Source organism: Streptomyces sp. NPDC044061, from assembly GCF_056434305.1.
Window position 1 is genome coordinate 55,771 of record NZ_JBWKFL010000030.1, and the last position, 26,362, is coordinate 82,132.

The 26,362-nt window shown below is 70.2% G+C and carries 22 protein-coding genes; 11 read left to right on the forward strand and 11 right to left on the reverse strand.

Translation table 11 applies throughout. The features are described from left to right. Positions 1-15: 15 nt before the first annotated feature. Positions 16-453 (reverse strand): MarR family winged helix-turn-helix transcriptional regulator, encoded by a 438-nt coding sequence (locus AC07CM_RS36250; protein WP_478880740.1) that lies wholly within the window; start codon positions 451-453, stop codon positions 16-18. A gap of 131 nt (positions 454-584) precedes the next feature. Between AC07CM_RS36250 and AC07CM_RS36255 the strand changes: the two genes are divergently transcribed. Then, positions 585-2,102, forward strand: coding sequence for an MFS transporter (locus AC07CM_RS36255; protein WP_478880741.1), 1,518 nt, complete (start codon positions 585-587; stop codon positions 2,100-2,102). Between the two features lie 83 nt (positions 2,103-2,185). Next, a complete protein-coding gene (locus tag AC07CM_RS36260; protein ID WP_478880742.1) occupies positions 2,186-2,983 on the forward strand; it encodes a maleylpyruvate isomerase family mycothiol-dependent enzyme in 798 nt (265 codons plus the stop codon). An 87-nt stretch (positions 2,984-3,070) separates the two neighbouring features. Here the strand turns inward: AC07CM_RS36260 and AC07CM_RS36265 are convergent, their stop codons facing one another. Together AC07CM_RS36265 and AC07CM_RS36270 are read right to left on the reverse strand one after the other, a co-directional pair. Further along, positions 3,071-3,550, reverse strand: a complete 480-nt coding sequence (locus AC07CM_RS36265) for an SRPBCC family protein (RefSeq protein ID WP_478880743.1) — start codon at positions 3,548-3,550, stop codon at positions 3,071-3,073. 221 nt (positions 3,551-3,771) lie between these two features. Further along, positions 3,772-3,987, reverse strand: a complete 216-nt coding sequence (locus AC07CM_RS36270) for a hypothetical protein (RefSeq protein WP_478880744.1) — start codon at positions 3,985-3,987, stop codon at positions 3,772-3,774. Positions 3,988-4,174: 187 nt separating this feature from the next. On the opposite strand from AC07CM_RS36270, the gene AC07CM_RS36275 reads away from it, so the two are divergent. Beyond that, positions 4,175-4,951, forward strand: coding sequence for a hypothetical protein (locus tag AC07CM_RS36275; RefSeq protein ID WP_478880745.1), 777 nt, complete (start codon positions 4,175-4,177; stop codon positions 4,949-4,951). Positions 4,952-5,170: 219 nt separating this feature from the next. Beyond that, a complete protein-coding gene (locus tag AC07CM_RS36280; protein WP_478880746.1) occupies positions 5,171-5,686 on the forward strand; it encodes a class I SAM-dependent methyltransferase in 516 nt (171 codons plus the stop codon). Positions 5,687-5,743: 57 nt separating this feature from the next. Here AC07CM_RS36280 and AC07CM_RS36285 read toward each other — a convergent pair whose 3' ends face one another. Further along, on the reverse strand, positions 5,744-6,595 hold the full coding sequence (locus tag AC07CM_RS36285; RefSeq protein WP_478880747.1) for a class I SAM-dependent methyltransferase: 852 nt from the start codon (positions 6,593-6,595) through the stop codon (positions 5,744-5,746). A 219-nt stretch (positions 6,596-6,814) separates the two neighbouring features. Here AC07CM_RS36285 and AC07CM_RS36290 point away from each other — a divergent pair, with 219 nt between their 5' ends. Both AC07CM_RS36290 and AC07CM_RS36295 read left to right on the forward strand, forming a co-directional pair. Continuing rightward, a complete protein-coding gene (locus AC07CM_RS36290) occupies positions 6,815-7,636 on the forward strand; it encodes an alpha/beta hydrolase family protein (RefSeq protein WP_478880748.1) in 822 nt (273 codons plus the stop codon). A 119-nt stretch (positions 7,637-7,755) separates the two neighbouring features. Continuing rightward, on the forward strand, positions 7,756-8,373 hold the full coding sequence (locus tag AC07CM_RS36295) for a TOPRIM nucleotidyl transferase/hydrolase domain-containing protein (protein ID WP_478880749.1): 618 nt from the start codon (positions 7,756-7,758) through the stop codon (positions 8,371-8,373). A 93-nt stretch (positions 8,374-8,466) separates the two neighbouring features. On the opposite strand, the gene AC07CM_RS36300 is transcribed toward AC07CM_RS36295, so the two are convergent. The 3 genes from AC07CM_RS36300 to AC07CM_RS36310 are packed head-to-tail and all read right to left on the reverse strand — an operon-like array spanning position 8,467 to position 13,458. Continuing rightward, on the reverse strand, positions 8,467-10,590 hold the full coding sequence (locus AC07CM_RS36300) for a SpoIIE family protein phosphatase (protein WP_478880750.1): 2,124 nt from the start codon (positions 10,588-10,590) through the stop codon (positions 8,467-8,469). Positions 10,591-10,593: 3 nt separating this feature from the next. Beyond that, positions 10,594-11,019, reverse strand: coding sequence for a hypothetical protein (locus AC07CM_RS36305; protein ID WP_478880751.1), 426 nt, complete (start codon positions 11,017-11,019; stop codon positions 10,594-10,596). Between the two features lie 42 nt (positions 11,020-11,061). Beyond that, entirely contained in the window at positions 11,062-13,458 is a 2,397-nt protein-coding gene (locus AC07CM_RS36310; protein ID WP_478880752.1) for a SpoIIE family protein phosphatase, read from the reverse strand. 614 nt (positions 13,459-14,072) lie between these two features. Here AC07CM_RS36310 and AC07CM_RS36315 point away from each other — a divergent pair. The 3 genes from AC07CM_RS36315 to AC07CM_RS36325 all read left to right on the forward strand — a co-directional run bounded on the left by AC07CM_RS36315 (position 14,073) and on the right by AC07CM_RS36325 (position 17,117). Continuing rightward, positions 14,073-15,524, forward strand: a complete 1,452-nt coding sequence (locus tag AC07CM_RS36315; protein ID WP_478880753.1) for a WGR domain-containing protein — start codon at positions 14,073-14,075, stop codon at positions 15,522-15,524. A gap of 141 nt (positions 15,525-15,665) precedes the next feature. Next, a complete protein-coding gene (locus AC07CM_RS36320; RefSeq protein WP_478880754.1) occupies positions 15,666-16,310 on the forward strand; it encodes a dihydrofolate reductase family protein in 645 nt (214 codons plus the stop codon). Positions 16,311-16,328: 18 nt separating this feature from the next. After that, positions 16,329-17,117, forward strand: coding sequence for a YqjF family protein (locus tag AC07CM_RS36325; RefSeq protein ID WP_478880755.1), 789 nt, complete (start codon positions 16,329-16,331; stop codon positions 17,115-17,117). A 50-nt stretch (positions 17,118-17,167) separates the two neighbouring features. Here AC07CM_RS36325 and AC07CM_RS36330 read toward each other — a convergent pair whose 3' ends face one another. Beyond that, the gene (locus tag AC07CM_RS36330; RefSeq protein WP_478880756.1) at positions 17,168-17,812 is read right to left on the reverse strand and encodes a LysE family translocator; all 645 of its coding nucleotides are present in this window, start codon (positions 17,810-17,812) and stop codon (positions 17,168-17,170) included. A 267-nt stretch (positions 17,813-18,079) separates the two neighbouring features. Continuing rightward, positions 18,080-20,095, reverse strand: coding sequence for a galactose-binding domain-containing protein (locus AC07CM_RS36335; RefSeq protein ID WP_478880783.1), 2,016 nt, complete (start codon positions 20,093-20,095; stop codon positions 18,080-18,082). 351 nt (positions 20,096-20,446) lie between these two features. On the opposite strand from AC07CM_RS36335, the gene AC07CM_RS36340 reads away from it, so the two are divergent. Next, on the forward strand, positions 20,447-21,577 hold the full coding sequence (locus AC07CM_RS36340; RefSeq protein ID WP_478880757.1) for a sulfite oxidase: 1,131 nt from the start codon (positions 20,447-20,449) through the stop codon (positions 21,575-21,577). Between the two features lie 86 nt (positions 21,578-21,663). After that, positions 21,664-24,711 (forward strand): NACHT domain-containing protein, encoded by a 3,048-nt coding sequence (locus AC07CM_RS36345; protein WP_478880758.1) that lies wholly within the window; start codon positions 21,664-21,666, stop codon positions 24,709-24,711. A gap of 7 nt (positions 24,712-24,718) precedes the next feature. Here AC07CM_RS36345 and AC07CM_RS36350 read toward each other — a convergent pair whose 3' ends face one another. Together AC07CM_RS36350 and AC07CM_RS36355 are read right to left on the reverse strand one after the other, a co-directional pair. Continuing rightward, positions 24,719-25,633: a GNAT family N-acetyltransferase gene (locus tag AC07CM_RS36350; protein ID WP_478880759.1), complete on the reverse strand. Its 915-nt coding sequence runs from the start codon at positions 25,631-25,633 to the stop codon at positions 24,719-24,721. A gap of 68 nt (positions 25,634-25,701) precedes the next feature. Continuing rightward, the gene (locus AC07CM_RS36355; protein WP_478880760.1) at positions 25,702-26,295 is read right to left on the reverse strand and encodes a DUF4291 domain-containing protein; all 594 of its coding nucleotides are present in this window, start codon (positions 26,293-26,295) and stop codon (positions 25,702-25,704) included. Between the last annotated feature and the right edge of the window lie 67 nt (positions 26,296-26,362).

Here is a 26,362-nt window from a genome sequence, read left to right on the forward strand (position 1 = left end):
CCTGGTCTGCCGGGGTCAGGCGGCAGCGGGCGGCGCCGTGAAGGCGCGTTCCAGCAGGGCGTAGAGGGTGTCCCGCTCCTGCTCGGTGAGCCTGCTCAGGCCCGCGAGCGTGTTGTGCATCTTGCCGCGGATCACGTCGATGACCTGCTCGCCCTCGGCGGTGAGCAGGACGTTCTTCACGCGCCGATCGGAGGGGCTGGGCTCGCGGCGCACCAGGCCGCGCTTCTCCAGCCGGTCGACGATCCCGGTCATGTTGGAGGCGTCGCAGGTCAGCGTGGTGGCCAGCACGCTCATCGAGGCGGGCCCCCGGCGCAGCACGTTGAGTGTCTTGCCCTGGCTGGCCGTGAGGTTCTCACTCGCGGCGGCGACCGTGAAATCGCCGTAGTAGGCGGCCAGCGACACCGAGAGCAGCTCCATGAGCTGGGCGGGTTCGATGCGGGCGGGTGCGGTCATGAGCGTCACCCTACGCCAGAAAACTTGACGATCTCAAGTATTGGTCGCTACGGTCTCCGCCATTACTTGAAGTTCTCAAGCTTCGATGTACTGAAGTAGTTCGCCGAAGTCCCACTCAGGAGAGAGATTCCGTGTCTCACGAACAGCACACGGCGGCCCGACGGCACCCATCGGACACCGCGGTCGTCCTGGTGCTAGGGCTTGCCGCGATGGTCGTCTCGATGATGCAGACCCTGGTCGTCCCGATCCTGGGGATCATCCAGAGCGATCTGCATGCCACCACGGCGAATGTCAGCTGGGTGACCACCGCCACGCTCCTGTCGGCCGCCGTCTTCACCCCCCTGCTCGGCCGTTTCGGCGACCAGCACGGCAAGAAGCCCACCCTCGTCGGCGTGCTGCTCGTGATGATCGCCGGCTCGGTGCTCGCCGCCACCACCACCTCGCTGACCTGGCTGATCGTCGGCCGAGTGATGCAGGGAGCGGCGACCGCGATCTTCCCGCTCGCTCTCTCCATCCTGCGCGAGGAGATCAGGCCCGAGAGGCTGCACGGTGCCATGGCCCTGGTCAGCGGCACGCTCGCGTTCGGCAGCGGGCTCGCGCTGGTCGGCGCGGGTCTCCTCACCCGGGGCTCCGACCCCGACTATCACCGGGTCTTCTGGCTCGCCGTCGTGCTCGCGGTGGTGGCGCTGGCAGGTGTGCTCTTCGCGGTGCCCGCCACCCGGACCAAGACCGGAGGACGGACGGACTTGCTGGGTGCGCTCACCCTTGCTGCTCTGCTGGTGCTGCTGCTTCTGCCCGTCTCGCAGGGGCACGAGTGGGGCTGGACGTCCGGCCGCACGCTCGGCTCCTTCGCGGCGGCGGTCGTGATGGTGGGCGTGTGGGTCCTCACCGAGAGCCGGGTCAGGGAACCGATGGTCGACATGAAGATGTTCACCCACCGGCCCGTTCTCTTCACCAACCTGGCCGGCCTGCTGCTGGGCTTCGCGATGTTCGCCCAGTTCATCGGCGTCTCGTACCTCGTCCAGATGCCCGAGGCCATCGCCGGCTACGGCTTCGGCGCCTCCGTTCTCGAGGCGTCCGTCGTGTACCTGCTCCCGACCACCCTCGTTTCGCTCGTGGGTGCCCAGTTCGGCGGCGTCCTGGTGCGCAGGCTGGGCGCGCGCGTCACCCTGGCCGCCGGTGCCTGCTTCGGAGTGCTCGGCTTCACCTGGCTGAGCGTCGCGCACGACACGACCGCCTCGGTGATCGGCGCGGGGATGGTCATCGGTCTGGCGATCAGCTTCGGCTACGCCGCCATGCCCGCGCTCATCGTGGCCAGCGTCCCCGCCCACCAGTCCGGGATCGCCAACGGCATCAACTCCATCTCCCGCTCGGTCGGCAGCGCCGTCGCGAGCGCGGTGATCACCTCGCTGCTGGCGTCGAAGACCATTCCGCTTCCGGCGGGCATGCCCGCACTGCCGCAGGAGAGCCAGTTCACGCTGAGCTTCGTGATCGCCGGTGTGGCGTTCGCCCTGGTCGTCGCCGTTGCCCTCGTCGGAATCAGGCCGTCGCACGCACCGCGTACGCACGTCTTGAAGAAGGTCGCGGAGTCCGGCCCGGCGGAGCAGGATTCCGCCGCGAAGGCAGAATCCGGTGTCGAGCTCGTCTGACTGCCCCGGCAAGGTCGGCCACTCCCGGCCGTCCTTACCCACCCGCACAGCTGCCCCGCACCCCTTCCGAAAGGCAGGTCACGATGACGATCCCCGACTCCGACGGCCACGCGTCCGGCCGCCCCGCGGTCGACCACCGCGACCAGATCGCGGTGGAAACCGCGCGATTCGTCGCAGCGGTCAAGGACACCGACCTGGCGACACCGGTCCCCGGCTGCCCCGGCTGGACCCTGGCGGACCTGGTCAAACACACCGGCAGCGTCCAGCGCTGGTTCTCCGTCCTGCTGCGGACGCGCATCCAGGAACCCCCGCGCAGGCGTGAGGTCGACCTGCGGCTCCCGGACCACGAGGACGGATACGCCGACTGGCTGGCCGAGAGCGCGACCGTGGCCGCGGACGCCTTCGCTGCCACCGACCCGGACCTGCCGATGTGGGCGTGGGGCGTCGATCAGCACGCCCGCTTCTGGGCGCGCCGGATGCTCTTCGAAACCCTGCTGCACCGGGCCGACGCCGAGCTGGCCCTCGGCCTCAGCCCCACGTTCGACCGCCCGGTGGCAGTCGACGGGATCGACGAGTTCCTCGTCAATCTGCCCTTCGCCACCTTCTTCGCCCCCAAGGTTGCCGACCTGCGCGGTCCCGACCGGACCATTCGCTTCCGTGCCACCGACGGCGACGACGACTGGCTCGTGCGACTGCGACCCGACGGCTTCGGGCTCGACACGACCCACCCCGCGGGGGACACGGCGGACGCGACCGTCCGGGGCACCGCGGCCGACCTGCTCCTGCTCGTCTACGGCCGGCTGTCCCACGAGTCGGAGGCCTTCGCCCACGAAGGGGACGAACAACTGCTGACCCACTGGTTCGTGAACTCCGCCTTCTGAGTTCACGGGCCTGTCGGCACCGCGCCCATCCCGGGCCGGACACCGCGGCAGGATCTGCGGTGTCCGGCCCGTACGCCACGGGCTGGTTCAGAGGGCGGGGCCGCCGGGGTCTCCGGGCCGAATCCTGCCGCGCCACGCACCGGACTCGGCGCCGCGATCCTCGATGTACCGCTTGAACCGCTTCATGTCTCCCTTGACGCGCCGGTCGATCGTGCCGAGCATGTCCGCGGACTTCTCCGCGGCCCCACTGGGCTCGATGTCCATCACCAGCTCCACCCGGGTGTGGGTGTCATCCAGGGACTCGAAGCGGACCGAGCCCTTCTGGCTGGTGTCGCCGGTGGTCGTGCGCCATGTGATGCGTTCGTCGGGAAGCTGATCGACGATCTCGGTGTCGAACTCGCGCCGCACTCCGCCGATCTTGGTGGTCCAGTGGTTGTGCCGGTCGTCCAGCTGCCTGACCTCCTCGACCCCCTCCATGAAGTTCGGGAACTCCTCGAACTGCGTCCATTGGTTGTAGGCGGTGTGGACGGGGACGTCGACTTCCACCGCTTCCTTGACCGTGCTCATCTGCGCCTCCACTGTCGGCGATCGACTGCCGGAAGCCCGTCGACCCGCAGCCGAACCGGGCCCGTGGCGACGAGTACCCGTGCTGACGGCGGTTACGACCGCAGGTTCGCAGCCCACGAGGTCCCGTGGTTCAGCGCGGTCGGCAGCCGCCACAGGGCGGTGGGGAGCGGTCGGGGCAGTTCTTCATCCCAGCCCCTGCGAAACCGGCGAAGAGACAGGATCTAGTCGGTTTCGCGGTCCAGAACGCGGCGCGCCGCCTCGGCCTCCGCCGCGGGCGGGGACAGCTCGTCGAGGGTGTCGAGCTCGTCGTCCGCTTCCAGTTCCCGTTCCCAGGCCGCCGCGAGCCGTTCCTGTTCCTCGCGCGGCTTGGCGCCGATGGCCTGCCGGTGATCCGGGTCCAGGGCCGCCAGGAATCGTGCGACCGTGTCCGTCGGCATGCTGTGCTCCTTGTCGCCGAGAAGGGTGCAGCTCCGGGCCCAGCATGGCGAACTGTCCCCGCGCCGTCCTTACGACACGACCCGACACCACCCTGATGGCCCCATCCCCGGCACCACCCTCCAGCAGCGGTGGGCGCAGCCAGCCTCCGCCCACAACTGTCGGCGGAGGCTGGCATGATGCCCGGCCATGGGAAGGCGAGACGACAGTGACGAGGCCTACGTGGTCGGCCTGTGCAACCAGGTCCTCGGCGAGACCGCCCTGACCCAGCACAAGTTCGACTGGCTCCTGGGAGATCCCGGAAAGGGAGGCCGGCGTGCCAAGCTGCCGGTCGACGCCTACTGGCCGGGCCACCAGCTCGTGGTGGAGTACCGGGAACTCCAACACGACCGGCCGGTACCCCATTTCGACAAGCCGGACAGGCTCACCGTGAGCGGCGTACACCGGGGCGAGCAGCGGACGCTGTACGACGCCCGCCGGGAGACGGAGATCCCCGCACATGGGCTGCGGCTGATCGTGATCCGCCCGGCCGACCTGGACGCGAACGGCGGCGGTCGGCTGCGCCGCAACCAGGAGGCCGACCTGGCGGCACTCCGGAAGCTCCTGGCACGCGGCAGCGACGAGGACCGGGTCACCGACACCTTTCGTACCTGGCTGCTCGCCGATGGCTGGACAGTGGTCGATCCCACGGACCGCTGGACCGACCTCGAAGCCGTGCGCGGCGAGCAGCGACTGATCTGCGAGGCCAAGGGCCGCACGAGCGAGAAGGGCATCGACGCCGACATTGCCTACGGCCAGTTGTTGCGTCGCATGACGGGTCAGGAACCGCAGATACGGTACGCCCTCGTGGTCCCGTCCTCCTCCGTCAAGGCCGTCGAACGCGTCCCGGCCCACGTTCGTCGCCTGCTGCGCATCGATGTGTACGAGGTGACGGACGACGGCACGGTACGTCTGTTGCGGGCCTAGCTGCTTGCCGTCCAGGAGGGAGTCGGCGAGGTGTGCTACCTCAAATACCCATGCGATTGGGGGAATTGCGCGCCGGTAGCCTTCGGCCATGAACGATCACGTGATTCTGAAGGCGGAGAGCCGCGGCCCGGCCAGGGGAACCGAAGGATATGCGAAGTCGGCGGACGCGCTGGCCGTTCAGTACGAGGAAGCACCTTCGAGGCAGTTCACAGCGCTGGGTTGCACTTGGTTCCCACCGAGCCCGGCCGCATCCTGGACGTGGGCGCGGGAACCGGGCGCGATGCCGCCGCACTGGCGGCCCGCGGACACAGCGTTGTCGCTGTTGAGCCGACCGCGGAGCTGCGGGCGCACGGACAGCGGCTTCATCCGGGCAGCACCATCGACTGGGTCGACGACTGTCTTCCCGACCTGATGCTGAGCCAGGGCCGGTTCGACGCGGTCTTCGCCACAGCGGTATGGATGCACCTGGATGCCGAGGAACGCCGGCGAGCGATGGCCAGGATCGCCGGTCTCCTGGTGTCCGGTGGCCGCTTCTTCGTGAATCTTCGCCACGGCCCCGTCCCAGCAGGCCGCCGCATGTTCGACGTCTCCGCTCCCGAGACCGTCGAGTTGGGCAGCGCCTACGGCCTGCAGACGGTCCACCTCGACGAGCGCCCCGACCTTCACGGACGTGAGAGCGTCCGCTGGAGCTCGCTGGTGCTGCAGGCGGAGAGTGCCGAGAACACTTCCACGTGAGCGGGGCCTCTCGACCTAAGCACCGCGCGGGAAACGTACCCGAGCAGGCGCTCAGGGTCACCGACGCGCACGCGCGAGCAGGGCCGCGTGCGGGAGGGACAGCAGGCCGTCCTCGTCGGCGAACTCCGTGCTGAACAGATCGAAGTGGCGCTTGATCTCGGCACGGATCCCGGGGGTCTGGCTCTGCACCATCTGACCGCCGAACGCCACGCCCCCGGCAGGACCGCTCCACCACTCCTCGGCACTCGCGCGGTGATCCCAGCGCAGCGTCTCGCACACCGCATCCCGCAGCCCCGCCGCACGCATCACCTCCGTCAGACCGCTCTCGTCACGAGGAAAGTCGTCGTCGGGGTCCAGTCCCGCCGGCAGATGCGGGGGACGCACCGCTCCCGCGGCTTGGATGGCACGGCCGATCAGAGCCTGCCCCGCAGCCGGTGGCAACGCCCATATCGTCAGCGCGATCCAACCACCGGGCTTCACGACACGCCGCAGCTCGGCCAGGGCCACTCTCGGCCGACCCACGTGGTTCAACACGAAGTTCGCCACGGCGGCATCGAACTCCGCATCTGGGACCGGGAGTTCAGGCAGCGCGGCCAGGTGCGCCTCGGCCTCGGGTGCGGCCTGCCCGGCCAACTCGACCATGGTCGACTCCGCATCCACGGCCGACACCGTCGCACCACGGGCACACGCGGCAGCAGCGACGGTCCCCGGCCCGGTGCCGACGTCCAGCACGCGCGCGCCCGGCCCTGTCTCGGCGGCATCGAGCAACTGCGGTACCGGATGGGCGCACGGCTTCGCGAAGCTGCTCGCGTAGGCGGCACCCCGGCCGGCCCATATCAGCCGCTCACTCTCGTCGAACGTAGTCGTCGACACCGCCACTCTCCCTGTCGGTCGAGGTTCACCCGGCATCACACGCCAACCCACTGCCTGAACCGGTCCGGAACAAAGGGTTGGGCAGGACCGCAGTCGAGTTGGTAGCTTGCGGTGGACCGTGACACCGCCCGAGGAGGTGAGACCCATGAACGCTGGATCCATGTGGGTGCTCTCCCCTGTCGTCACGGTCGGGCGATCGACGTAGGTGTCGCCGGGAGCGCCTCGACAACAAGGCACTCCCGAAAGGCAACACTCATGCATTCCTTGCATTTCACCGCGCAGACATCGTCGAACGGCGTCGTCGAACGCGACTTCACCGTGGGCGAGGTCCCCGGTGTGCTCTGGTCCCCCGCATCCGGGCCCGATCGCGCGCCACTTGTGCTGATGGGGCACGGCGGCGGCAACCACAAGAAGTCACCCGCGATGGCGGGCCGCGCCCGCCTCCTCGTGACGGGCTGCGGCTTCCACGTCGCCGTCATCGACGCACCCGGTCACGGCGACCGGCCGCGCACGGCGCATGACGAGGAGGAAATCGCCGACCTGTTCCGGGCGAGAGCGGCGGGGGAGCCGGAAGGTCCGATCGTCGTCCGCTACAACGCCCACCTGGCAGAGCTCGCCGTGCCCGAGTGGCAGGCGACCCTGGACGCCCTCCAGGAACTTCCGGAGATCGGCACCGACGGGCCTGTCGGCTACTTCGGCATCAACATGGGAACCGCGATCGGAGTACCCCTCGTGGCGGTCGAACCCAGGATCACGGCCGCGGTCTTCGGTCAGCACTGGCCCGACGTCCTGGCCGAGAAGGCGAAGCAGATCACCATCCCGATCGAGTTCGACATGCAGTGGGACGACGAGCACATCCCGCGCGAGTCCGCAATCGCGCTGTTCGACGCCTTCGCCTCGAGAGAGAAGACGTTGCACGCCAACGCGGGACGGCACAAGGAGCTGCCCAGGTTCGAGGCGAACAGCGCGGTCAGCTTCTTCGCCCGGCATCTCGGCCGAGCGCGGCGAACTGAGCGAAGAATCAGTGAAGTCGACCCGGCCGCAGCCGGTACTCGTCGGGTCGGGCCGGTGATGTGACGGCGCGGCGGCCGCTCGTGAGCCTGATGCGGCCGTGCGCGCCCGGCCGCTCACCCACGACAGACACGCTGCGGAAAATCCCTGGCGCGGCTGCCGGAGAGGGGCGGAGACTCGGTCTCATGACTGACATGACGTCGTTCCGGGACGCGGTCACCGCGTGGGCGGCCGGTGGAACCGGTGACGCGGCGCGCGAGTTGGCCGCGCGGCTGCCCGTCCGGGCGGTCGTCCTGCTCGAAGGGCCCAGCGATGTCGCGGCCGTCGGCGCGCTGGCCGCGAGCCGCGGCCGGAACCTGGAGGCCGAAGGAGTCTGCGTCCTGTCGATGGGCGGAGCGATGAGCGTCGTCCGCTTCGCCCACCTCCTCGGGCCGACCGGCCTCGGCCTCCGCCTCACGGGACTGTGCGACGAGAGGGAGCGCCCCTACTACGCCCGCGGCTGGGAGCGCGCCGGTGCGGCACAGCAGCGGTTCTTCGTCTGCGCGGCGGATCTGGAAGACGAACTCATCCGCGCACTGGGTGTCACACGAGTGGAGGAACTCGTACGGTCGGAGGGAGACCTGCGCGCCCTGCAGACCTTCCTGCGCCAGCCCGCACAGCAGGGCCGATCCTCACAGCAACAGTTGCGGCGTTTTCTCGGCACCAAGAAAGGACGCAAGATCCACTACGGCCGCGTCCTCGTCGAGGCCCTCGACCCCGACCGCATACCCGCTCCGCTCGACGCCCTGCTCACCAGCCTCTGAGCGCCGCGTGGTTCGCCGGACCGCGATCCCGCCCGAAACCGCCGCCGGAAACATAGAGCATGCCCGCCGGAGCCGTTCGCCTCGCTCAGCCGCTCACAGCGGGTTGATGAGGAGCAGGGCGATGTCGTCGCTGCGGGGCGCGGACCGCTGGGCCTGGGCGATGAGGCTGTCGGCGAGGGCGTCCATGCTCTGGTACTCGGCGTGCGCGAGCTGGTCGGCGAGGGCGGCGATGGTGTCCTCGATGTCGATGCCCGGTGCTTCGACGAGTCCGTCGGTGTACAGGGCCAGGACGGCGCCGGGCGGTAGCGGGATCTCGGTCGCGGGATAGTCGGCCGTGGCGTCGATGCCGAGCAGGAGTCCCGGCGACGGGTCGAGGATCTCGGTGCGGCCGTCGGGGTGGCGCAGTATCGGCGGGGGGTGCCCGGCAGTGGCCAGGCACGCGTGGTGCTGGTCGAGGTCGAGGTCGACGTAGAGGCAGCTGGTGAACAGGCCCGGGTCGAGGTCGGTGAGCAGGCGGTTGGTGCGCGTGAGGACTTCGCCCGGGGGCGCGCCGGCGGTGGCGTGCACGGCTGTGCGCACCTGGCCCATGAGGGTGGCGGCCCGCACGTTGTGGCCCTGGACGTCACCGATGGCCGCGGCGGCGGTCGTGTCGGAGAGCCGGATGACGTCGTAGAAGTCGCCGCCGATGTCCATGCCGCGGCTCGCGGGGAGGTAGCGGGCGGCCACGTCGAGGCCGGGTACATGAGGCAGGGTGTGCGGCAGCAGGCCGGCCTGGAGGTCGTGGGCGAGCTGGTGTTTGGCGTCGTAGAGACGGGCCCGGTCCAGCGCCTGGGCGATCAGTCCGGCGGTCGACGTGAGGACGGAGCGCTCCTGCGGAGGGAAGACACGGGGCCGGTCGTAGGCGAGGACCAGCGAGCCGACGGGGTGCCTGGAGGCGATCAGCGGCAGGAACGCCCAGGCGGCCATGCCGTCCTGCAGGACCGCTGGGGGATAGGCCCGCTTCAGGTCGGTGAAGGTGGGGAAGAAACTCGCGACACCTGTCGTCAGGACGTGCACGGCGGGAGTCTCCGAGCTGAGCGGCGCGTTGTCGAAGCGGTCCATGAGGTCGGCCTCGTAGCCGCGGTAGCCGATGATCCGCAGCCGGCCCTCCTCCGCGGCCATCAGGGCAAGGGCCTGGGCGCCGAAGGCGGGCAAAATCTGGTCGGCGACCGTTTCGATCACGTCCCGCACGCCGACGGCCTCGGTGAGGGTCGTGGCCAGATGCATCACGTGGTAGAGAGCCGTGGTCCGGCCGGGCGCGGTGGCCGGCGCGGGGTGCAGCAGCCGTGGAGGGGGTGATTCCTGGGCCGAAGAGGCGGGCACGACGCGCACGCTGATGCCGGAGGCGTCCGGGTAGAGGTGGAAGGACAACCAGTGGTCCGGGGGGCGCCGGGCGGTGAAGGACGTGGGCTGGTGGCTGAGCGCCGCGGCCCGGTACCGGTCTTCGGCGAGGGGGCTGTCCAGCCACGGAAGCGCCTCCCAGGGCCGGGCGCCGAGCAGGTCGGGTACGCCGACGCCGAGGAGCTGCGCCGCGGCCGTGGTGATGAAGGTGATCCGCCCGTCCAGGTCGAGTGCGCAGCAGCCACTGGGCAGGCGCTCGGCGAAGTCGACCGCGGCCTGCGCCTCGGCCGGCTCGGCGGTACGGGTCCTCAGCGCGGGCAGGACATGCGGCTCCGGCCCGGCCAGCAGGGGGCGGCCGCTGCGGTCGGCCCGCCGCAGGACGAGGCCGAGGCGGTGACAGACGTCGGTGATGGCAGCCCGCTCGTCCGAGCTCAGTGTGGGCGGGTGTGTGCTGGGCCAGTGCAGTACCAGGCCGCCCCACAAGGTCCGGCCGGTGGTGATCGGGGCGGCGGCCGTGGCGAAGGGGTGGGGCAGGACGAGCGCCAGCTGCGGATAGCGGCGCGCCAGCTCCTCCTGGCTGCCGATCCACACCAGTTGCCGTTCCCGGACGGCGTCGCTCACGGGTGTCGCGGCCGCCAGCGCCACCCGAGCCCAGGGCGAGGCGATCTGCCACGAGATTCCGCCCAGCACCGCGAGCTGCAGTACCTGTTCTTCCGGCGACAGCAGGTAGACCGCGCCCACGTGAGCACCGGTGTCCTGGGCGAACTGGCTCAGGGCCGGGTCCAGCGGCTCCCGAGCAGCGCCCGCGCAGGGAGCGCCGGCGGCGCCGTTGCCCACGCTTCACCTCCAGGTGCGACGGTCGGTCGCCGGTCTCCGTACCCGCCCGAAACGACTGCGGGCGGTGTCTGCGCTGATCCCCAGGACGGCGCCGATCTGCGCCCAGCCGGCCCCGGCCCGCCGGTCGGCCGGCACCGCCCGGCGCAGCAACTGACCGGCGAGCTCGGACATCTGCGCCACCACGGCAGAGTGCGGAGCTCCGGCGGACGTCCACGACGCCGGGCCGGTGCTCTGCTGTTGCGCCACAGCCTGCACGCGGGTGAACAGCTCGGTCCCCGCCGGCAACAGCGCCTGCCGCTCCGCGGCGGCCGCCTGCCGGCGCCGCCGGGCCCGCCACGCGGCCTGCCGGTGCGCCGGACGGCAGTAACGGCGGCGGCTGGTCGGCTCCTGCGGCGCTGTGCCGCACCAGCCGCACGGAGCGTCACGCATATACGGACAATACGCCCACTCCGATGTGACGGCACCGCGTCGTCACGAAGGGCAGTCGGGGAGGGGCTGCTCGGTCCAGACGGTCTTGCCGTCGGTGGTGTAGCGGGTTCCCCAACGCTGGGTGAGCTGGGCGACGAGCAGCAGCCCGCGGCCGCCCTCGTCGGTGGGCCGGGCGCGGCGAAGGTGCGGTGAGGTGCTGCTGGGGTCGGAGACCTCGCAGATGAGCACGCGGTCCTTGATGAGCCGCAGGGTCACGGGACCGGTGGCATAGCGGTAGGCGTTGGTGACCAGTTCCGTGGCGATCAGAACAGTGGTGAAGGCGAGTTCGTTCAGCCCCCACAGACCCAGCTGCTCCTCGGTCAGCCTGCGGGCGCGACCGGCGGAGGCGGGTTCGGCAGGCAGCTGCCAGGTGGCGACGCGCTCGGCGGGCAGGGCGTGCGTGCGGGCGAGAAGCAGCAGCGCGTCGTCCCGGGGCGGGTGGGGGAGAAGGGCGTCGACCGCATCGGAGGCGAGTTCCGGCAGCGAGCGGCCGGGCGTGGTGAGGATGGCGCACAGCTGCGCAAGGTGGGTGTCGAGGTCACCGTCGCGCGCTTCGATGAGCCCGTCGGTGTAGAGGGCGAGCAGTGATCCCTCGGGAACGTCGAGCTCCTCGGTCTCGAACGGCAGCCCGCCCAGTCCGAGGGGAGGCCCGGCAGGGATGTCCGCCAGCGCGGCAGCCCCGCCCGACGTCGCCACGATCGGCGGCGGATGGGCGGCGCGGGCGGCAGAGCAGCGTCGCGTCACGGGATCGTAGATCGCGTACAGACAGGTGGCGCCGATCAGCTGTTCGCCGTAGCCGGGAGTGTTGGTGTCCGTTGCCAGGCGGTCGACGAGGTCGTCGAGGTGGGCGAGGACCTCCGCCGGGTCCAGGTCGAGGTCGGCCAGCGTGTGAACGGCCGTGCGAAGCCGGCCCATGGTGGCGGCGGCATTGATGCCGTGTCCCACCACGTCGCCCGCCACCAGAGCGACACGGGCGCCGGACAGGGGGATGACGTCGAACCAGTCGCCACCGACGCCCGTGGTGGAGCCGGCGGGCAGGTAGCGGTGGGCGACGTCCACCGCCGAGGGCTCGGGGAGCTGCTGAGGAAGCAGGCTGCGCTGAAGCGTCAGCGCCGTGTGCTGCTGCACGGCATAGCGGCGCGCGTTGTCGATGGAAAGCGCCGCGCGGCTCGCGAACTCGGCTGCGAGCGTCAGGTCGTCGTCCTCGAACGGCTCCGAGCGGGCGCGCCACAGGCTGACCAGTCCGAGGAGGTGTCCTCGGGCGGTCAGAGGTACGACCATCAGCGACCGGACGCCCTGCATGACGTCGGCCTCTTCGGTCACCTCCTCATGGAGGACCGGTTTCCGGTCGGCCAGGCACCGGCCCTGGGGGGAATCCGGGGAGAAGCGCATCGGTGTGCCCTCCGGAGCCGGCCCGTGCGGCGGCTGCGGCTCGACGGTCTTCACCGCGACCCTCCGCAGTCGCCCGTCAGCCGCCGCAGTGCCTTCAGCGTCGGGGCTGACCGGCGGTACCAGGTCGACACTGACGCCGTCGGCGAGACCGGGAACGGCGACGTCGGCCAGCTCCCGGGCGGTCGCAGCGACGTCCAAGGTGGTCCCGATCCGGGTGCTCGCCTCGTTCAGCATGGCCAGCCGACGCTCGGCACGATGCCGGTCGGTGACGTCCTCGACCAGCTGGGCGACTCCGAGGACCTTCCCGGCGCCGTCCTGCATCCGGAACGCCGAGACCGACACGAAGCGCTCCTGCTCGGGATCGTGGCGGGGTCGGCCCGACTGCTCCGTGAAGATCATCGGCTTGCCCGTGGCCACCACGCTCCGGAGTCCCGCTTCCACGGTTTCGGCGTCGGCGGGGTGCAGGAAGTCCCCGATCCGGTGACCGCGCGCCACCTCGGGTGACGGCAGCCCGCCCACCTTGGCGATGGCCCGGTTCACGCGCAGGATCCGCAGATCGGGATCATGAGTGGAGAATCCGACCGGTGAGCGCGAGAAGAGGCCGTCCAGCGCGGCGCGGTCGGTCTCCCACTGGATGACGTCCTCGCTCGGGGCGGCGACCACGAACCATTCACAGCCCGTTCCGGCGCGCAGCACGCAGTAGGCCCGGATCCCCAGCGACACCCTGTGGCCATCACGATGCCGGACCGGTAGTACACCGAACCAGCCATGTCCCTCCGTGCAGTCCGCCGCGGCACCCATGATCATTTCGCGGTCGAGCGAGTCGATGAGCAGGTCGGCGGCCGGCCTGCCGACCACCTCGTCCGGCCGGTGGCCCGTCAGCTGCTGTGCCCGCGCGCTCCAGCCGATCACCGTGCCCTTCTGGTCCAGCACCACCGTGGCCGCGGCACGCACCGCGAACGGGTCCTCCGGACTCTCAGTGAAGATCGTCGCTCTTGGGTACGTCACGATCCCGCCTCTCGCGGCCGTCCCAGCTTGTCGACTCCCGCAGCTTCCACAGTGGAGCCGGACGGGCCCCCGACCCGGGAGCACACGCACGCTTCACCCTGGTGGCCGCCGGCTGGAGTAAACAGCCCACCGGCGAATTGTGCACCTTTCCCGCCGCCGGCGGCAGCTTGGGAACATGGGCCACAAGCCGAGGGAAAGCGGCAAGGTCCGTCTGCGCGACTGCCCTTGTCGCCGACCGTGGCACTGCTGGCAGACGCAATCCACACTACCGGAACCAGCAGTGACCAGGCTTCCGCTGCGCAACCACCCAGGAGGGGCGCTGAGGGTCGGCGGTCGACGGCCATCGCGCGAGCAGGGCGCCGGGGTCGACCCTCTGTGGCCGCACGGGGACGTTCGGTGGTCCCTTGAAGCATGCAGAGACGAGCGACCCGCCGCGGGGGCAGACGCCTGCTCGACGCCTTCGCCGTTCGGGTCCGGGCCGGATGCGGCTTCCACGCCCGGCCTCGGCTCCCTGCAGGCGGCCGTCCCCGGTCGATTGTCAGTGGCTCCTTCTACGGTTTGATCAGTGGGCCTGCCGGACTAGCCGCAGGTCCGTCCTGGGGGAGGGGTCTGTCATGACCGTCGGGTCCGCGGTGTCCAAGACGTATCTGGAGCTGTCGCAAGACGGCGGCGGGGCGCACAAGTTCTACGAAGTCGCCGTCGACGGTCAGGTGGTGACAGTGCGGTACGGGCGGATAGGTGCCGACGGGCAGACCCAGACGACGACGTTCCCCACGCCCGAGAAGGCGCGGGAGGCCGCGGCGAAGAAGCTGGGGGAGAAGGTCCGCAAGGGTTATGTCCCGGCCGTGCCCGGGCAGCGCGCGCCGCGACCGGTGACCCGGCGTCAGGTCACCTCGGCGCCGTCCACCGCGCGCTCCCTGGCACCGGTGCTCTGGAGGTTCCGCACCGGCTCCGCGGCGTTCGGGATCCACGTCGACGACCAGCACTGCTGGGTCGGCAATCAGGCGGGTGACGTCTACACCCTTGACCACGACGGCCACGGCCTGGCCCGCTTCAACCTGCCGGACGGCGTGAAGTGCCTGGTGGCCGACGATTTCTGGATCTACGCCGGCTGTGACGACGGCAGGGTCTACGACCTGTCCTCCAAGCTGCCGTTCGCCGCCTACGACATCGCCACGGACGTCGACATCTTCTGGCTGGACATCCACGAGGGCGTCCTTAACGTCTCGGACCGCGACGGCCGGCTCACCGTCATCGACCACGAGGACGAGCACCAGTGGGCCCGCCGCAGCCAGGGCGAGCACGCCTGGATGGTCCGCGCCGACGACCGGGCCGTCTACCACGGCCACCATCAGGGGGTCACCGCCTACCGGCCGGGCGGTAGCGGGGAGTTGTGGCACACGCCCACCCGTGGCGGTGTGCTGTTCGGCTGGCAGGAGGCCGACGCCGTGTATGCCGGGACGGCACACCGCGTGGTGCAGCGGCTGTCCAAGGCGACCGGTGCCATCGAGGCCACCTATGCCTGCGACAGCGCGGTGTACTCGTGCGCCACCTCGCCCGGCGGACGGTTCGTCTTCGCCGGCGACGCCGCCTCGTCCGTCTACTGCTTCGACCGGAACGGCACGCGGCTGTGGAAGCTCGGCACGGGCGGTGGCTCGGCGCTGTCGATGCAGTACCACGACGAGCGGCTGTACCTGGTGACCACGGACGGCTCGCTGGTGTGCGTGGACGCGAGTGAGGCGGGCATTTCCGCGGCCCAGCAGGGCACGCTGCCGGTCCCTCGGGACATCAAGCTCGCCGCGGCCCTGCCGACCTATGCTCCGGCCACGGCCGTGAGCGCGGTGTCCACCGTGACAGGGGCTCCGGCAGGAGCGGTCGTGGTCGAATGCTTCCAGCAGAACGGCCGGTTGCGCGTGCACGTGGTGTCCGAGGGCTACGACTCCTCCTGGAACGTCCAGTTCCCGCGGGCGATACGGGAGCCCGGCGCCCGCTACGTGGTGGACGCCCTGCATCCGGCGGCAGGCGGCTTCTACCGCGTCCGCGGTGACATCCGTCGACTGCTCTGACCGCGACGACCACGGACCGAGCGCCTTGCCGGACCACGGTCACAGTGTCAGACGGCCCAACCACCGGCCGGTCATGGGCGCGGCGATGAGTTTCCGCGGCGTCGGCCGTCCTATCGTCAACGACCACGCGGGAGGAGCCACGTGAATCAGCTGCTGAGAGTCCAGAACTTCAACGTCTCGAGCGACGGATACGGCGCCGGTGAGAACCAGAGCCTGGAGCGACCGTTCGGCCACGCCGATCCCGCGGCCCTGTTCGCCTGGGCCGGAGCCACCGCGAGCTGGCCCATGCGCACCGACCCCGGCGGGAGCCGGGGTCTCGACGACTACCTGACGCGGGACTACGCCCGAAACATCGGCGCCGAGATCATGGGCCGCAACAAGTTCGGTCCTCAGCGTGGTCCCTGGCAGGACTACGAGTGGCAGGGCTGGTGGGGCGCCGAGCCTCCGTTCCACACGCCGGTGTTCGTCATGACTCACCACAAGCGTCCTTCGTTCACGCTCTCCGACACCACCTTCCACTTCGTGGACGGCAGTCCGGCCACGGTGCTCGCACAGGCGCGGGAGGCGGCACAGGGCAAAGACGTTCGGCTCGGCGGCGGGGCCACCACGATCAGACAGTTCCTCGACGCCGGACTCGTCGACACCCTGCACGTGGCGGTCTCGCCGATGAAGCTCGGATCCGGGGTACGGCTCTGGGAGTCACCCGATGAGCTGCTGGACCGCTTCCACTGCGACGTCGTGCCCAGTCCGAGCGGTGTGACGCACCACCTGTTCTGGCGCAAGTGACGGGTGTTCCTGGGCGTCATGGCGGGATCGGGCTGCTGCTGGGATGCTTGCCCCGTGCAGCAGCCGGCCCCCATCACGCCCGACGCCCCGACGGCGATAGCCGCTCCGCTTCTGACCCAGCAGTGGCTCGACCTGTGCTTCATCCACTGGGCCGCCGCCCCGGAGGCCGTCGCGGGGCTCTTGCCCGAGGGGGTCGTTCCCGATACTTACGAGGGGGTCACGTACGTCGGACTGGTCACCTTCCGGATGCATCGGGTCGGGTGGCTGCGGCTGCCCGGAGTGCCGTACCTCGGCTCCTTCCCGGAAACGAACGTCCGTCTGTACTCGATCGACTCGCACGGCCGCAGGGGCGTCGTCTTCCGGTCCATGGACGCCTCGCGGCTGATCCCCGTGGTGATGGGGCGCATCGGATTTCGGCTGCCCTACCTCTGGTCCCGGATGCGAGTGCGCTCTGCGGGCACCGCCGTCACCTATACGAGTTCACGCCGCTGGCCCGGGCCTCGCGGTGCGCACAGTCGCATCGCGATCCGCAGGGGTGAGCGCATTCGACAGCCGACCGACCTGGAGCACTTCCTCACCGCCCGCTGGGGCATGCACAACGCCTTCTTCGGCGGAGCGTCGTACCTGCCCAACCACCATCCTCGCTGGCCGCTGTACCGCGCCGAGCTGCTCGAGTGCGAGGAGAACCTGGTCGCGGCAGCCGGCCTGTCCGCGCCGCGCGAGGCACCGGTCAGCGTCCTGTACTCGCCCGGCGTACCGGTGCGCCTCGGTGGCCCACACCGCCCGGCAGGCATCCCCACCCCGTGAGTCCCGGACTCTCCGCAAGGGGAGGAAGCGGCGGGTTCGTCCGACAGCGCTCAGTCGGCGCGGCCCGTCGCTGCCACCGTCACGCCCAGACCGATCATCGCAAGGCCGCCCGCCCCGCCGACCATGGACAGGCGCCGTTCCGAACGCGCGAACCAGGAGCGGGCCGCAGAGGCACCGAGACCCCACAGGGTGTCCGTGATCAGGCCGATGGCGACCGGAACCAGGCCCAGCACCATCATCTGCAGCGGGACATGGCCCACCGTATGGTTCACGAACTGCGGCAGCACCGCCGCGAAGAAGACGATGCCCTTGGGATTGGTGGCTCCCACGAAGATCCCGTCCAGGACGGTGCGCAGATCGCCGCGCCGCTCACTTGCCGGCGCCTCCATGTCCGAGACACGTAGTGTCCTGCGGTGCCGGAAGGCGTGCACGCCCAGGTGGACGAGATACGCCGCGCCGGCCAGCTTCACGCCGAGGAACACCGCCGCCGAGGTCTCCACCAGCGCACCGAGGCCCCATGCCACGGCGATCACCAGGAGGTAGGAGCCGAGCAGGTTGCCGAGGACCGTCGCGAGCGCCGTGCGGCGGCCGTGGGCGAGGGCTCTGCCGATCACGAACAGGACGCTCGGCCCGGGAATCGCGATCACCAGCAGCGCCAGCGCCGCGAACGCGAGGATGTTCTCCGAGGACACCATGCGTCCGTCACCTCCTGGACCGGGGTCAGGAGTGCATACAAACACATGCGGGCCGTCGGCCCCAGGCCCTCGCCGTGTCACGTGACACCGTCGTCTTACGAGACTGTGACCCGGAGGGTGAATGCCTGGCCCGTCGGCGGTGTCGTGCGCGACGCTGCTTCTGCTCGACGCCGGACACGGAGGCGTCGCCGCGGCTCGGGAAGCGGCTGCCGCGGAAGGGCGCCCCGGGCCGATCCCGGGGCGCTCCGCCGCTGCGCGCGTATCCGCTCAGCCGCTGTGGACGCCGACCTCGTAGAGCGAGTAGCCCCACTGGGTTCCGCGTTCCGTGCCCGTGATGCGGACGTAGCGGGCCGGCGTACCGGTGAATCGTGCGGTGTCGAGGCCACCGTCACCGCTGGTGGTCGACCAGACGGTCTGCCAGTTCACTCCGTCGGTGGAGAGTTCGATGCGGTACGACTTCCCGTAGGCGCGCTCCCAGTCGAGCGTGACCCGTCCCACCAGGTGGGTCGAGCCCAGGTCGATGCGCAGCCACTGACCGTCGCTCCAGTCGCTGGCCCAGCGGGTGTCCCGGGTGCCGTCCACGGCCCGGCTCGGCGCGTAGCTGGTGAACGGGTTCCACTCGGAGGAACTGGCCGTGACCGGGGCTCCCTTGGCGAGGTTGACCCCGGCCTGGTGCCGCTCGGTCGCTCCCCAGGTGTCGAGGTAGGACTCGGCTCCCCGGTAGAGGTCGTCCACGACGTCCTGTCCGCCCACGAGCCGGATGTCCTCGATCCAGTCCGGCACCAGGCCGTAGTGCGCGGCTCCGTCGGTGTTGAGGTCCCAGGTGCGTTCGCCGGTGGTCTGCCGGTCGATGAGGGAGCCTCCGTCGACGCTGCGGAAGGGGTACTTCACCGGGTTGGCGGTGTCCGCCCCGCGCGGTGCCGGCCAGCCGCCGACGCCGTTCATGTCGGTACCGAAGCCATATCCGACGCCGTACTTGTCGCGGAGCGCCTCCGTACGCCTGGCCTCGGCGGTGAAGGCCTCGGAGCCGTGCATGTACTGGGCGATGAAGCCGCCGAGGCCATAGACGCGATCGGTCCAGTTCAGGTCCATCCAGCTGTGCGAGGAGATCACTCCGGGGTAGGACTCGGCCTGGAAGATGTCGAGCGCGCGGCCGACGGCCTTGACGCTCATGTGGTCGATCTCCAGCATCATGTGACGCCTCATCATGCCGCGTACGGCGTACTCACCGAGGTCGGTGAGCCCGCGGACGTTGCACTGGGCGTCCGCGGCGTACGAGGGGACCGTGACGCCCGTCGGGAGCTTCGCCTCCGCGCCGGGGGCCGCCGCGCTGCCGATGGGGTTGTCGTGCTCCGGTCCCGCGCACTTCTCCGTCTTCCAGAACGTGCCGGTCGACAGGAACTGACCGACGTTGATCGCCGTTCCGAGGCTGCCGGAGTCGAAGCGGACCCCGCACAACGCGTTGTCGAACTTGTGGCACAGGAACATGCTGCGCACACCGAGCGCGTACAACTCGTCCAGGCCCGCGTCGATGTCGTGCCTGTCGCACTGAGCGATGTCCAGGACCTGCTTGCAGCCGAACGGCTCGGAGGTCTCGACACCGAGGATGACGGCCAGCTTGCCCTGTTCGATGACATTGCGGGCCTGTGCGCTGTCGGTGACGATCCGGAACCAGCCCTTGCCGGGGCCGCCGTACATCTGGTCGACGTAGTCCTGCAGGTCGTACGTCATCTTCGCCTGCAGCCGGATGGACGTCATCTCGTCGCAGCTGCGGTCCTTGAAGAAGTAGACCGAGCAGATCACACCGTTGGTGACGAGGTCGTTGACGAGCACCCGTTGACCGCCGCGCCAGGCCCGTTCCACCCACGCGTAGTAGTTCTGCTGGTGGGTCAGCGAGTCGTGCGCGGGCCAGTCCTTGAACGTGGGCCAGCCCACCGGGTCGTGCCTGCCGTCACCGCCCTTGGTGATGAAGTCGAACACGGCCAGCGAGCCGTCCGGGTAATGCTCGGGACAGTCCTTGAGCGCGTCGGCGACGCCCGCCCGTGAGAACGTCTTGCCGCAGATGAGGCGCCCGCCGAAGCCCTCGTTGGCGAACAGGTGGTCGTGGGCGTCGACGAATCCCCGCACCTGGCCCTTGGCGTCGGTGCCCGTGAACGGCTCCCCGGTGACGTTGATCTGGGAGTCCGGGTTGGGGCGTGCGGTCGGGATCCACCAGTCGTTCCCCGACGCCGAACTCGGCGTGGGACTCAGGATGATGGCCAGCACCAGGAGCAGCAACGACATGACGGCGACGGCTCTGCGGCGGCGGTACGGTTCTCTGCGCACGGTCACAACCCACGTCCCTCGGTCGGCGGGATGGCGCAGTCGGCGGACCGGGATGCCCCGGGCCCGCAGACCCCTTGCGCCACGCACTGGACTGCCATGGTCGATTTGTCATGTACGACACAAAGTGTGGCCCACGAAGGATCGCTACTGCCGGCTGAGACGTCAAGACTCACGCCCCCGTTGATGACAGCGTGTCTCACACTGCCGCACGCCCGAGATCGATGATCGCCGCTCGCTCACGCCGCACTACGGCCGCTCGCGCCGACCAGTGACGATGCGCGAGCGAAGGCGGAGGCGAATAATCGGAGCATGGGGCGTCGACTCACCGACGTGAGCGCTCCTGCCCGGCTGGCCGCCGAGGGCGAGGGCCTGGGGCAGGACGAGCTGGCGCTGGCCGCCCGGAACCATGGCCTGCCGCTGGAGGCCATGCGCTACGACGTGACCCCGCCGGGCCTGCACTACGTCCTGACGCACTACGACATCCCCCACGTGCCGGACGAAGCAGACTGGCGGCTGACGGTGAGCGGACGAGTGCGGCGCGTGCTGACCCTGTCGACCGAGGACCTGCGCACCTTCCCCGCGGTCACTCAGCGCGTGACCCTGGAGTGCGCCGGCAACGGCAGGGCCCTGCTGTCGCCGAGGCCGGTGAGCCAACCCTGGCTGGTCGAGGCGGTGGGCACGGCGGAGTGGACGGGGGTGCCCCTGCGCCTGCTCCTCGATGAGGCCGGTGTCGATCCCGATGGGGTCGACGTCGTGTTCACCGGCGCCGATCACGGCACGGAGCGCGGTGTCGAGCAGGACTACGAGCGCGGTCTCCCCCTCGGCATCGCCACGGGCGGCGAGCCCCAGGTGCTCGTGGCCTACGCCATGAACGGCGCCCCTCTGCCGCCCCAGCACGGCAGGCCCCTGCGCCTGGTGGTGCCCGGCTGGTACGGGATGGCCCACGTGAAGTGGCTGCGCGAGATCACCGTCATCGACACCCCCTTCACCGGCTTCCAGCAGTCCGTCGCGTACCGGATCAGGCGGGAGCCCGAGGAAGCGGGGGAGCCGGTGACGCGCATCGCTCCCCGGGCGCTTCTGGTACCACCCGGCTTTCCCGACTTCATGTCGCGCACGCGCGTGGTCGCACCGGGCCCGGTCCTCCTCGAAGGACGGGCATGGTCGGGATGCGCCCCGGTGACGTCGGTGGAAGTCAGTTCGGACGGCGGCGCGACCTGGCACCCGGCCGAGCTCGAACCCGACCGCGGACACCACTGGGCCTGGCGCCACTGGTCCTATTCATGGTTCGCCGTACCCGGCGAGCACGTCCTCAGCGCCCGCGCCCACGACGGGGCGGGCAACACCCAGCCACTGCAGCAGCCCTGGAACCGCGGCGGCTTCGCCAACAACGTCGTCCAGCGCGTTCCGGTCTTCTGCCCGGACTCCGGCGACACCGCGTGACACCCCTTCATCGTGCCGGTGGGCGGAGGTCTTCACGCAGTCGCCGATCCAGGACAGAGTGGAGGCCGCACACGGGGGGTGAGGTCATGGCCGCGCGCACGCTGCTCAGGTTCACCGACGCGCTGGTACTGCTCGGTGCCGAGCCACCGAGACTCGCGGCGCTGGACCGGGCGCTCGGCGGGGCGCTCAATCTGGCCACCGGCGGAGTCAGCGGCACGGTCGTCGGCATGGCGGACGCGGGCGGTCGCGTTCTCGGCCTGGGGCGCGACGCCGTACAGCGCATCGGTGAACGCCTCGGACGGGCTCGGCGTCGGACGGAGCGGACGGACCTCCTGCGGGCCGCGCACACGGTGATCGTGGTCGTGGCGTTCTTCGAAGCCATGGAGGAGCTGGACCTGCCGTTCGGCCTGGACGAGGTTCAGCTGACGCGCAGCGAGCAACTCGCCCTCGTCGCAGGCGACACGGTCTCGGCGGCCTTACCGTCGGCCGGCACCGAACTGGTCGCGCAGCTGCTCGCCACCGACACACCACGACCGGCACCGCACGCCGCGCCGAGCACGGTCGCGGCCGACCTTCACCACTGGTACGGCCTCTTCGCCGTCCATTTCTCCCGCTTCGTCGAGGGCCTGGCGCTCTGGGACCGCATGGACCCGCGCGATCGCGAGGAGGCCCGGCGCGCGCTCACCGAAACACTCCCGACGGCGGCGCAGGCCCGCCACCAGAGCCTCTACGCACAACTGGCCAAAGAGGCACCGGAGTTCGCGTTCTGGGTGACGGACATGGCCCAGCAGGCGACCCACGCCGAGGTCGGCCGCGCCATGGCCGGGATCGAGACCCTCCTCGCCCGCACCGCCGAGGCGCTGCGCCCGCCGGCCGACGTGGCGGCCGCCCTCGCACGATCCCACGAGGCGGCGCTGAACCGCACGATCCTGGACGCCGAGTCCGCGCCCGACGGGATCCGCATCCCCACCCTCCGGGAGCTCTACCTCGACCCGGACTTCAGGGTGAGCCACCTGTCCGGAACCAGCGGGCCGGCCAGCGAGCAGTGGTGGGAGCCGATCCCGGTCCGCCGTGACCTGACCCGGTACCTGGCCGGCGCGCTCACCGCCCCGCACCTGGCCGAGGCGCCGCTGCTGGTCCTCGGCCAGCCCGGCGCGGGCAAGTCGGCGCTCACCCGCGTGCTCGCCGCCCGTCTGCCCTCGGTGGGCTTTCTCCCGGTGCGGGTTCCGCTGCGGGACGTGCGCGCGGAGGACGACCTCCAGGACCAGATCGAGCAGGCGATCCGGGCAGCCACGGGTGAACAGGTGACCTGGCCGGAGCTGGTGCGTTCAGCAGGCGGCAGTACACCGGTCCTGCTCCTCGACGGCTTCGACGAGTTGTTGCAGACCACCGGCGTGCACCAGACCAACTTCCTCGAGCGCGTCGCCCAGTTCCAGCAACGCGAGGCCGAACAGGGCCGCACCGTGCTGGCTCTGGTCACCAGCCGGAGCTCCGTCGCCGACCGGGCCCGCTGCCCCGCGGGTACGGTCGCGCTGCGTCTGGAGCCCTTGCGGCCCGAACAGATCCACCAGTGGCTGACGGTGTGGAACGCGGCCAACGCGGTCAGCTTCTCCGCGCGCGGGCTCGCGCCACTCGCCTGGCACCACGTCGAGCGGCACCGGGACCTGGCCGCGCAACCGCTGCTGTTGACCATGCTGGCCTTCTACGACGCATCGGACGGCGCCCTGCAACGTGCCGACGGCTCCTTCGACGTCACCGATCTGTACGAGCAGTTGCTCTCCTCCTTCGCACGGCGCGAGATCGCCAAGTCGACGCTCCACTCCGTACCGGACGACGAGATGACAGCCCTCGTCGAGCGGGAGTTGCAGCGCCTGTCCCTGGTCGCGTTCGCTCAGCTCAACCGTGGCCGCCAGTGGGTGTCGGCGGCGGAGCTGGAGCAGGATCTGGCCGCGGTGCTCGGTCAGCAGCCCGTGCAGTCACCGGGGTTCCGCACCCGGCTGACGGCCGCCGAGACGGCGCTCGGCCGGTTCTTCTTCGTCCAGCGCGCCCAGTCGGTGCGGGACGGGCAGGTGCTCGCCACTTACGAGTTCCTGCACGCGACCTTCGGCGAGTACCTGGCCGTACGACTCACGGTCCACCTGCTCACCGCTCTGCTCACCCCTCGACCGGCACTCTCCTTCGGCGACAGCCGCATCGACGACGACCTCGCCTATGCGTTGCTGTCGTACACCACCCTGGCATCCCGCCAAATGCCGCGATTCGCACGCGCCCTGACCGCCCGGATGCCCGCAGCCGAACGACAGCCGCTCGTCCACCTGCTCATCCAGGTGGTGACAGAACACGAGACGCGGACCGGCGACCAGCACCCCGGCTACCGACCGGCCCTCCGGCGCACGACGACCCGCCACGGCCTGTACAGCGCGAACCTGATCCTGATGATCGTCCTGCTCGCCGGCCGCTGCTCGGCAGCCGAGCTCTTCCCGGATTCCGCCGATCCGGCGGGCGCCTGGCACCGACACTGCCTGCTGTGGCGGTCGGCGATGGACGAAAGCCAATGGACGGACTTCGCGCTGTCACTCGACGTCCGCCCCTCCTGGGACGACAACGGGCGCACCCTGGACATCGCGTTCCCCGGCACGGTCGCCGGGCCGCCACGGCCGGCGGACATGAACTGGCACTTCCGATACCCGCAGGGACACGGCGGTCCCGGCTGGTCACGGCCGTACTGGGGCGAGCTGTGGCACAAGATGGCCGTCTCCGGAGGCACCAACGACTCGGTGACCCGGCACGCGCTGGACCCGGTGTTCCGCTGGCTCGGCCCCGCGGTGACCGTGTTCACCGCGGTGGAGGGGGCACCCGCGTCGTCGCTCGCCCATGACCTGCTCGAGTTGCTTCTCGCGGACCGGGAGAACGCGACCGGCGACGATCTCGGCCGCTTGTATCTGCGCGTTCTGCACGGCATCCCGCTGCTGCGCGATCCACACTCCCGCGTCGTGGCCCGCGCGGTCGGCGTCGTCCAGGCAGCCTTCGCCCGCGATGAACAGCACCTTCCCAGGAGTGTCGTGGCGGAGGTGATCCGCACGTGCGGTCCGGAGGGCGGCGGAGGGCTCGGTGCCCTGCCACCGCACGATTGAGTTCGAGTCAGCTCGCGCGGCGGGGAAGGTCGAGGGAACGAGTCTCCTCCACGACCAGGTAGCCGGCGCTCGTGTACAGATTCATGGCCACCTCGTTGCCGCCCCACACCGTGAACATCAGCGTCGAGTCGCCGGCCGCGAGCGTGGCCTGTTCGCCGGCTGCCATCGCGGCCCGCCCGTACCCTTTGCCGCGGTGCTCTTCCTGGATGTAGAGCGAGTAGCCGTACGTAACCCCCGGCAGGTACCCGTGCCTCAACCAGCCGGTGCCGATCCGCTCGCCCGCCGCCTCGAGCACCAGGAAGGTGTTGTCCGGCGTCGCCGGGCCCTCGGGAAGCAGCTTCGCGAAGTCGTGGTCCGACTTCCGTGCGGCCTCCTCGGGGCTCATGGCTCCCGCCCGGACGATGTCACCGACGTAGGCGACCTTCTCGGAGGCAAGCCACTCGGGGTATTCGGCCGATGTCATCGATCGTGCGGTGACGCCGCCGAGTGACTCCGGCGGTGAACTGACGGGCCGCATCCTTAGCTGGCCACGGACGCTGTAACCGCCGAACAGCTCGTCGGCCGGCTCGGTGAGCCGTACGGTCAGCCGGGGTGCGCCGCGCTGCGCGCACCACCCCTCGGCCCACTCACGCGCGGCCTGCTCGTGCCCGCGGCCGGCGTAACGCTCCTCGACGCGGAGATCGCCGATACGGCCCACGAGCGCGCCGTTGTTGTCGGCCACGACCACGGCGACGTGTCCCACCCGGGTCCCGGCGTCAGTGATCTCGGCGACGGTCCAGTCACCGATCCCGGCGCGTACGTCCACGAGCGTGCGCTCCGCCGCGGCCGCACCCAGCCCGGCCGCCGTGTACGAGTCGTACAGGCGCCGCTCGAAGTCCTTCTGCCATTGGGTGCTGTCACCAAGGACGCTGATATCTGTCATCCGGTCACATTAACCGCGTTGTCATGCACGGCACCAAGCCATTGCGTGCTGCGACCGGCCGGCCTTGCTCATCGGTGCAGATGGGACAGGAACCCGTCGTCCACGGTGTAGGGGCGTTCATCGGGCAGGAGTCGCCGGGCTGTGTCCAGGTCTCCGTCTCGTACATGGGCGTGGATCGTGTGGGCGAGCGGTGTGACGTCGGAGATGGAGACGATCCACTCGTCGGCGTAGAGACCCGCGGCTTCGTCGGCGAGGCCGAGCTGTAGCGACCGGTGGGGAAGCGGCTGAAGACGCAGGTCGCGTTCGGGGTCCCATTGCACGCGGGCGGGGGATCGTTTCAACTGACGCTTCCACGTGGCCTGGTCGGTGTGGAGTCCATGTTCGTAGTGGGACAGGCAGGCGTTTTCCAGCGCCCACTCGAAGCCGTCTCGGGTGATCTCGACGGCGAGGACGGTCTCCTGACCTTCCTTGGTGCCCCATCCGCAGCGGTACATCATCCACAGGAACGACGGCTTGATCCATGTCATCCGGTCCCGCCGCCACACCGCCGGGAAACGGCCCTCCCGGGCCGCCGGCAGGCCGATCTGCGGCGCGTACGCCTGGTAGACGGTGACTGTGGAGTCCGTGTGCAGGGCTCGAATCTGGTGCTTGGGTCGTTCCATGTGGACCAGGGTGGACACCCCGCTTCGCACGCGCCATCGAATTACCGCGCGGGGGCATCCGACGCGC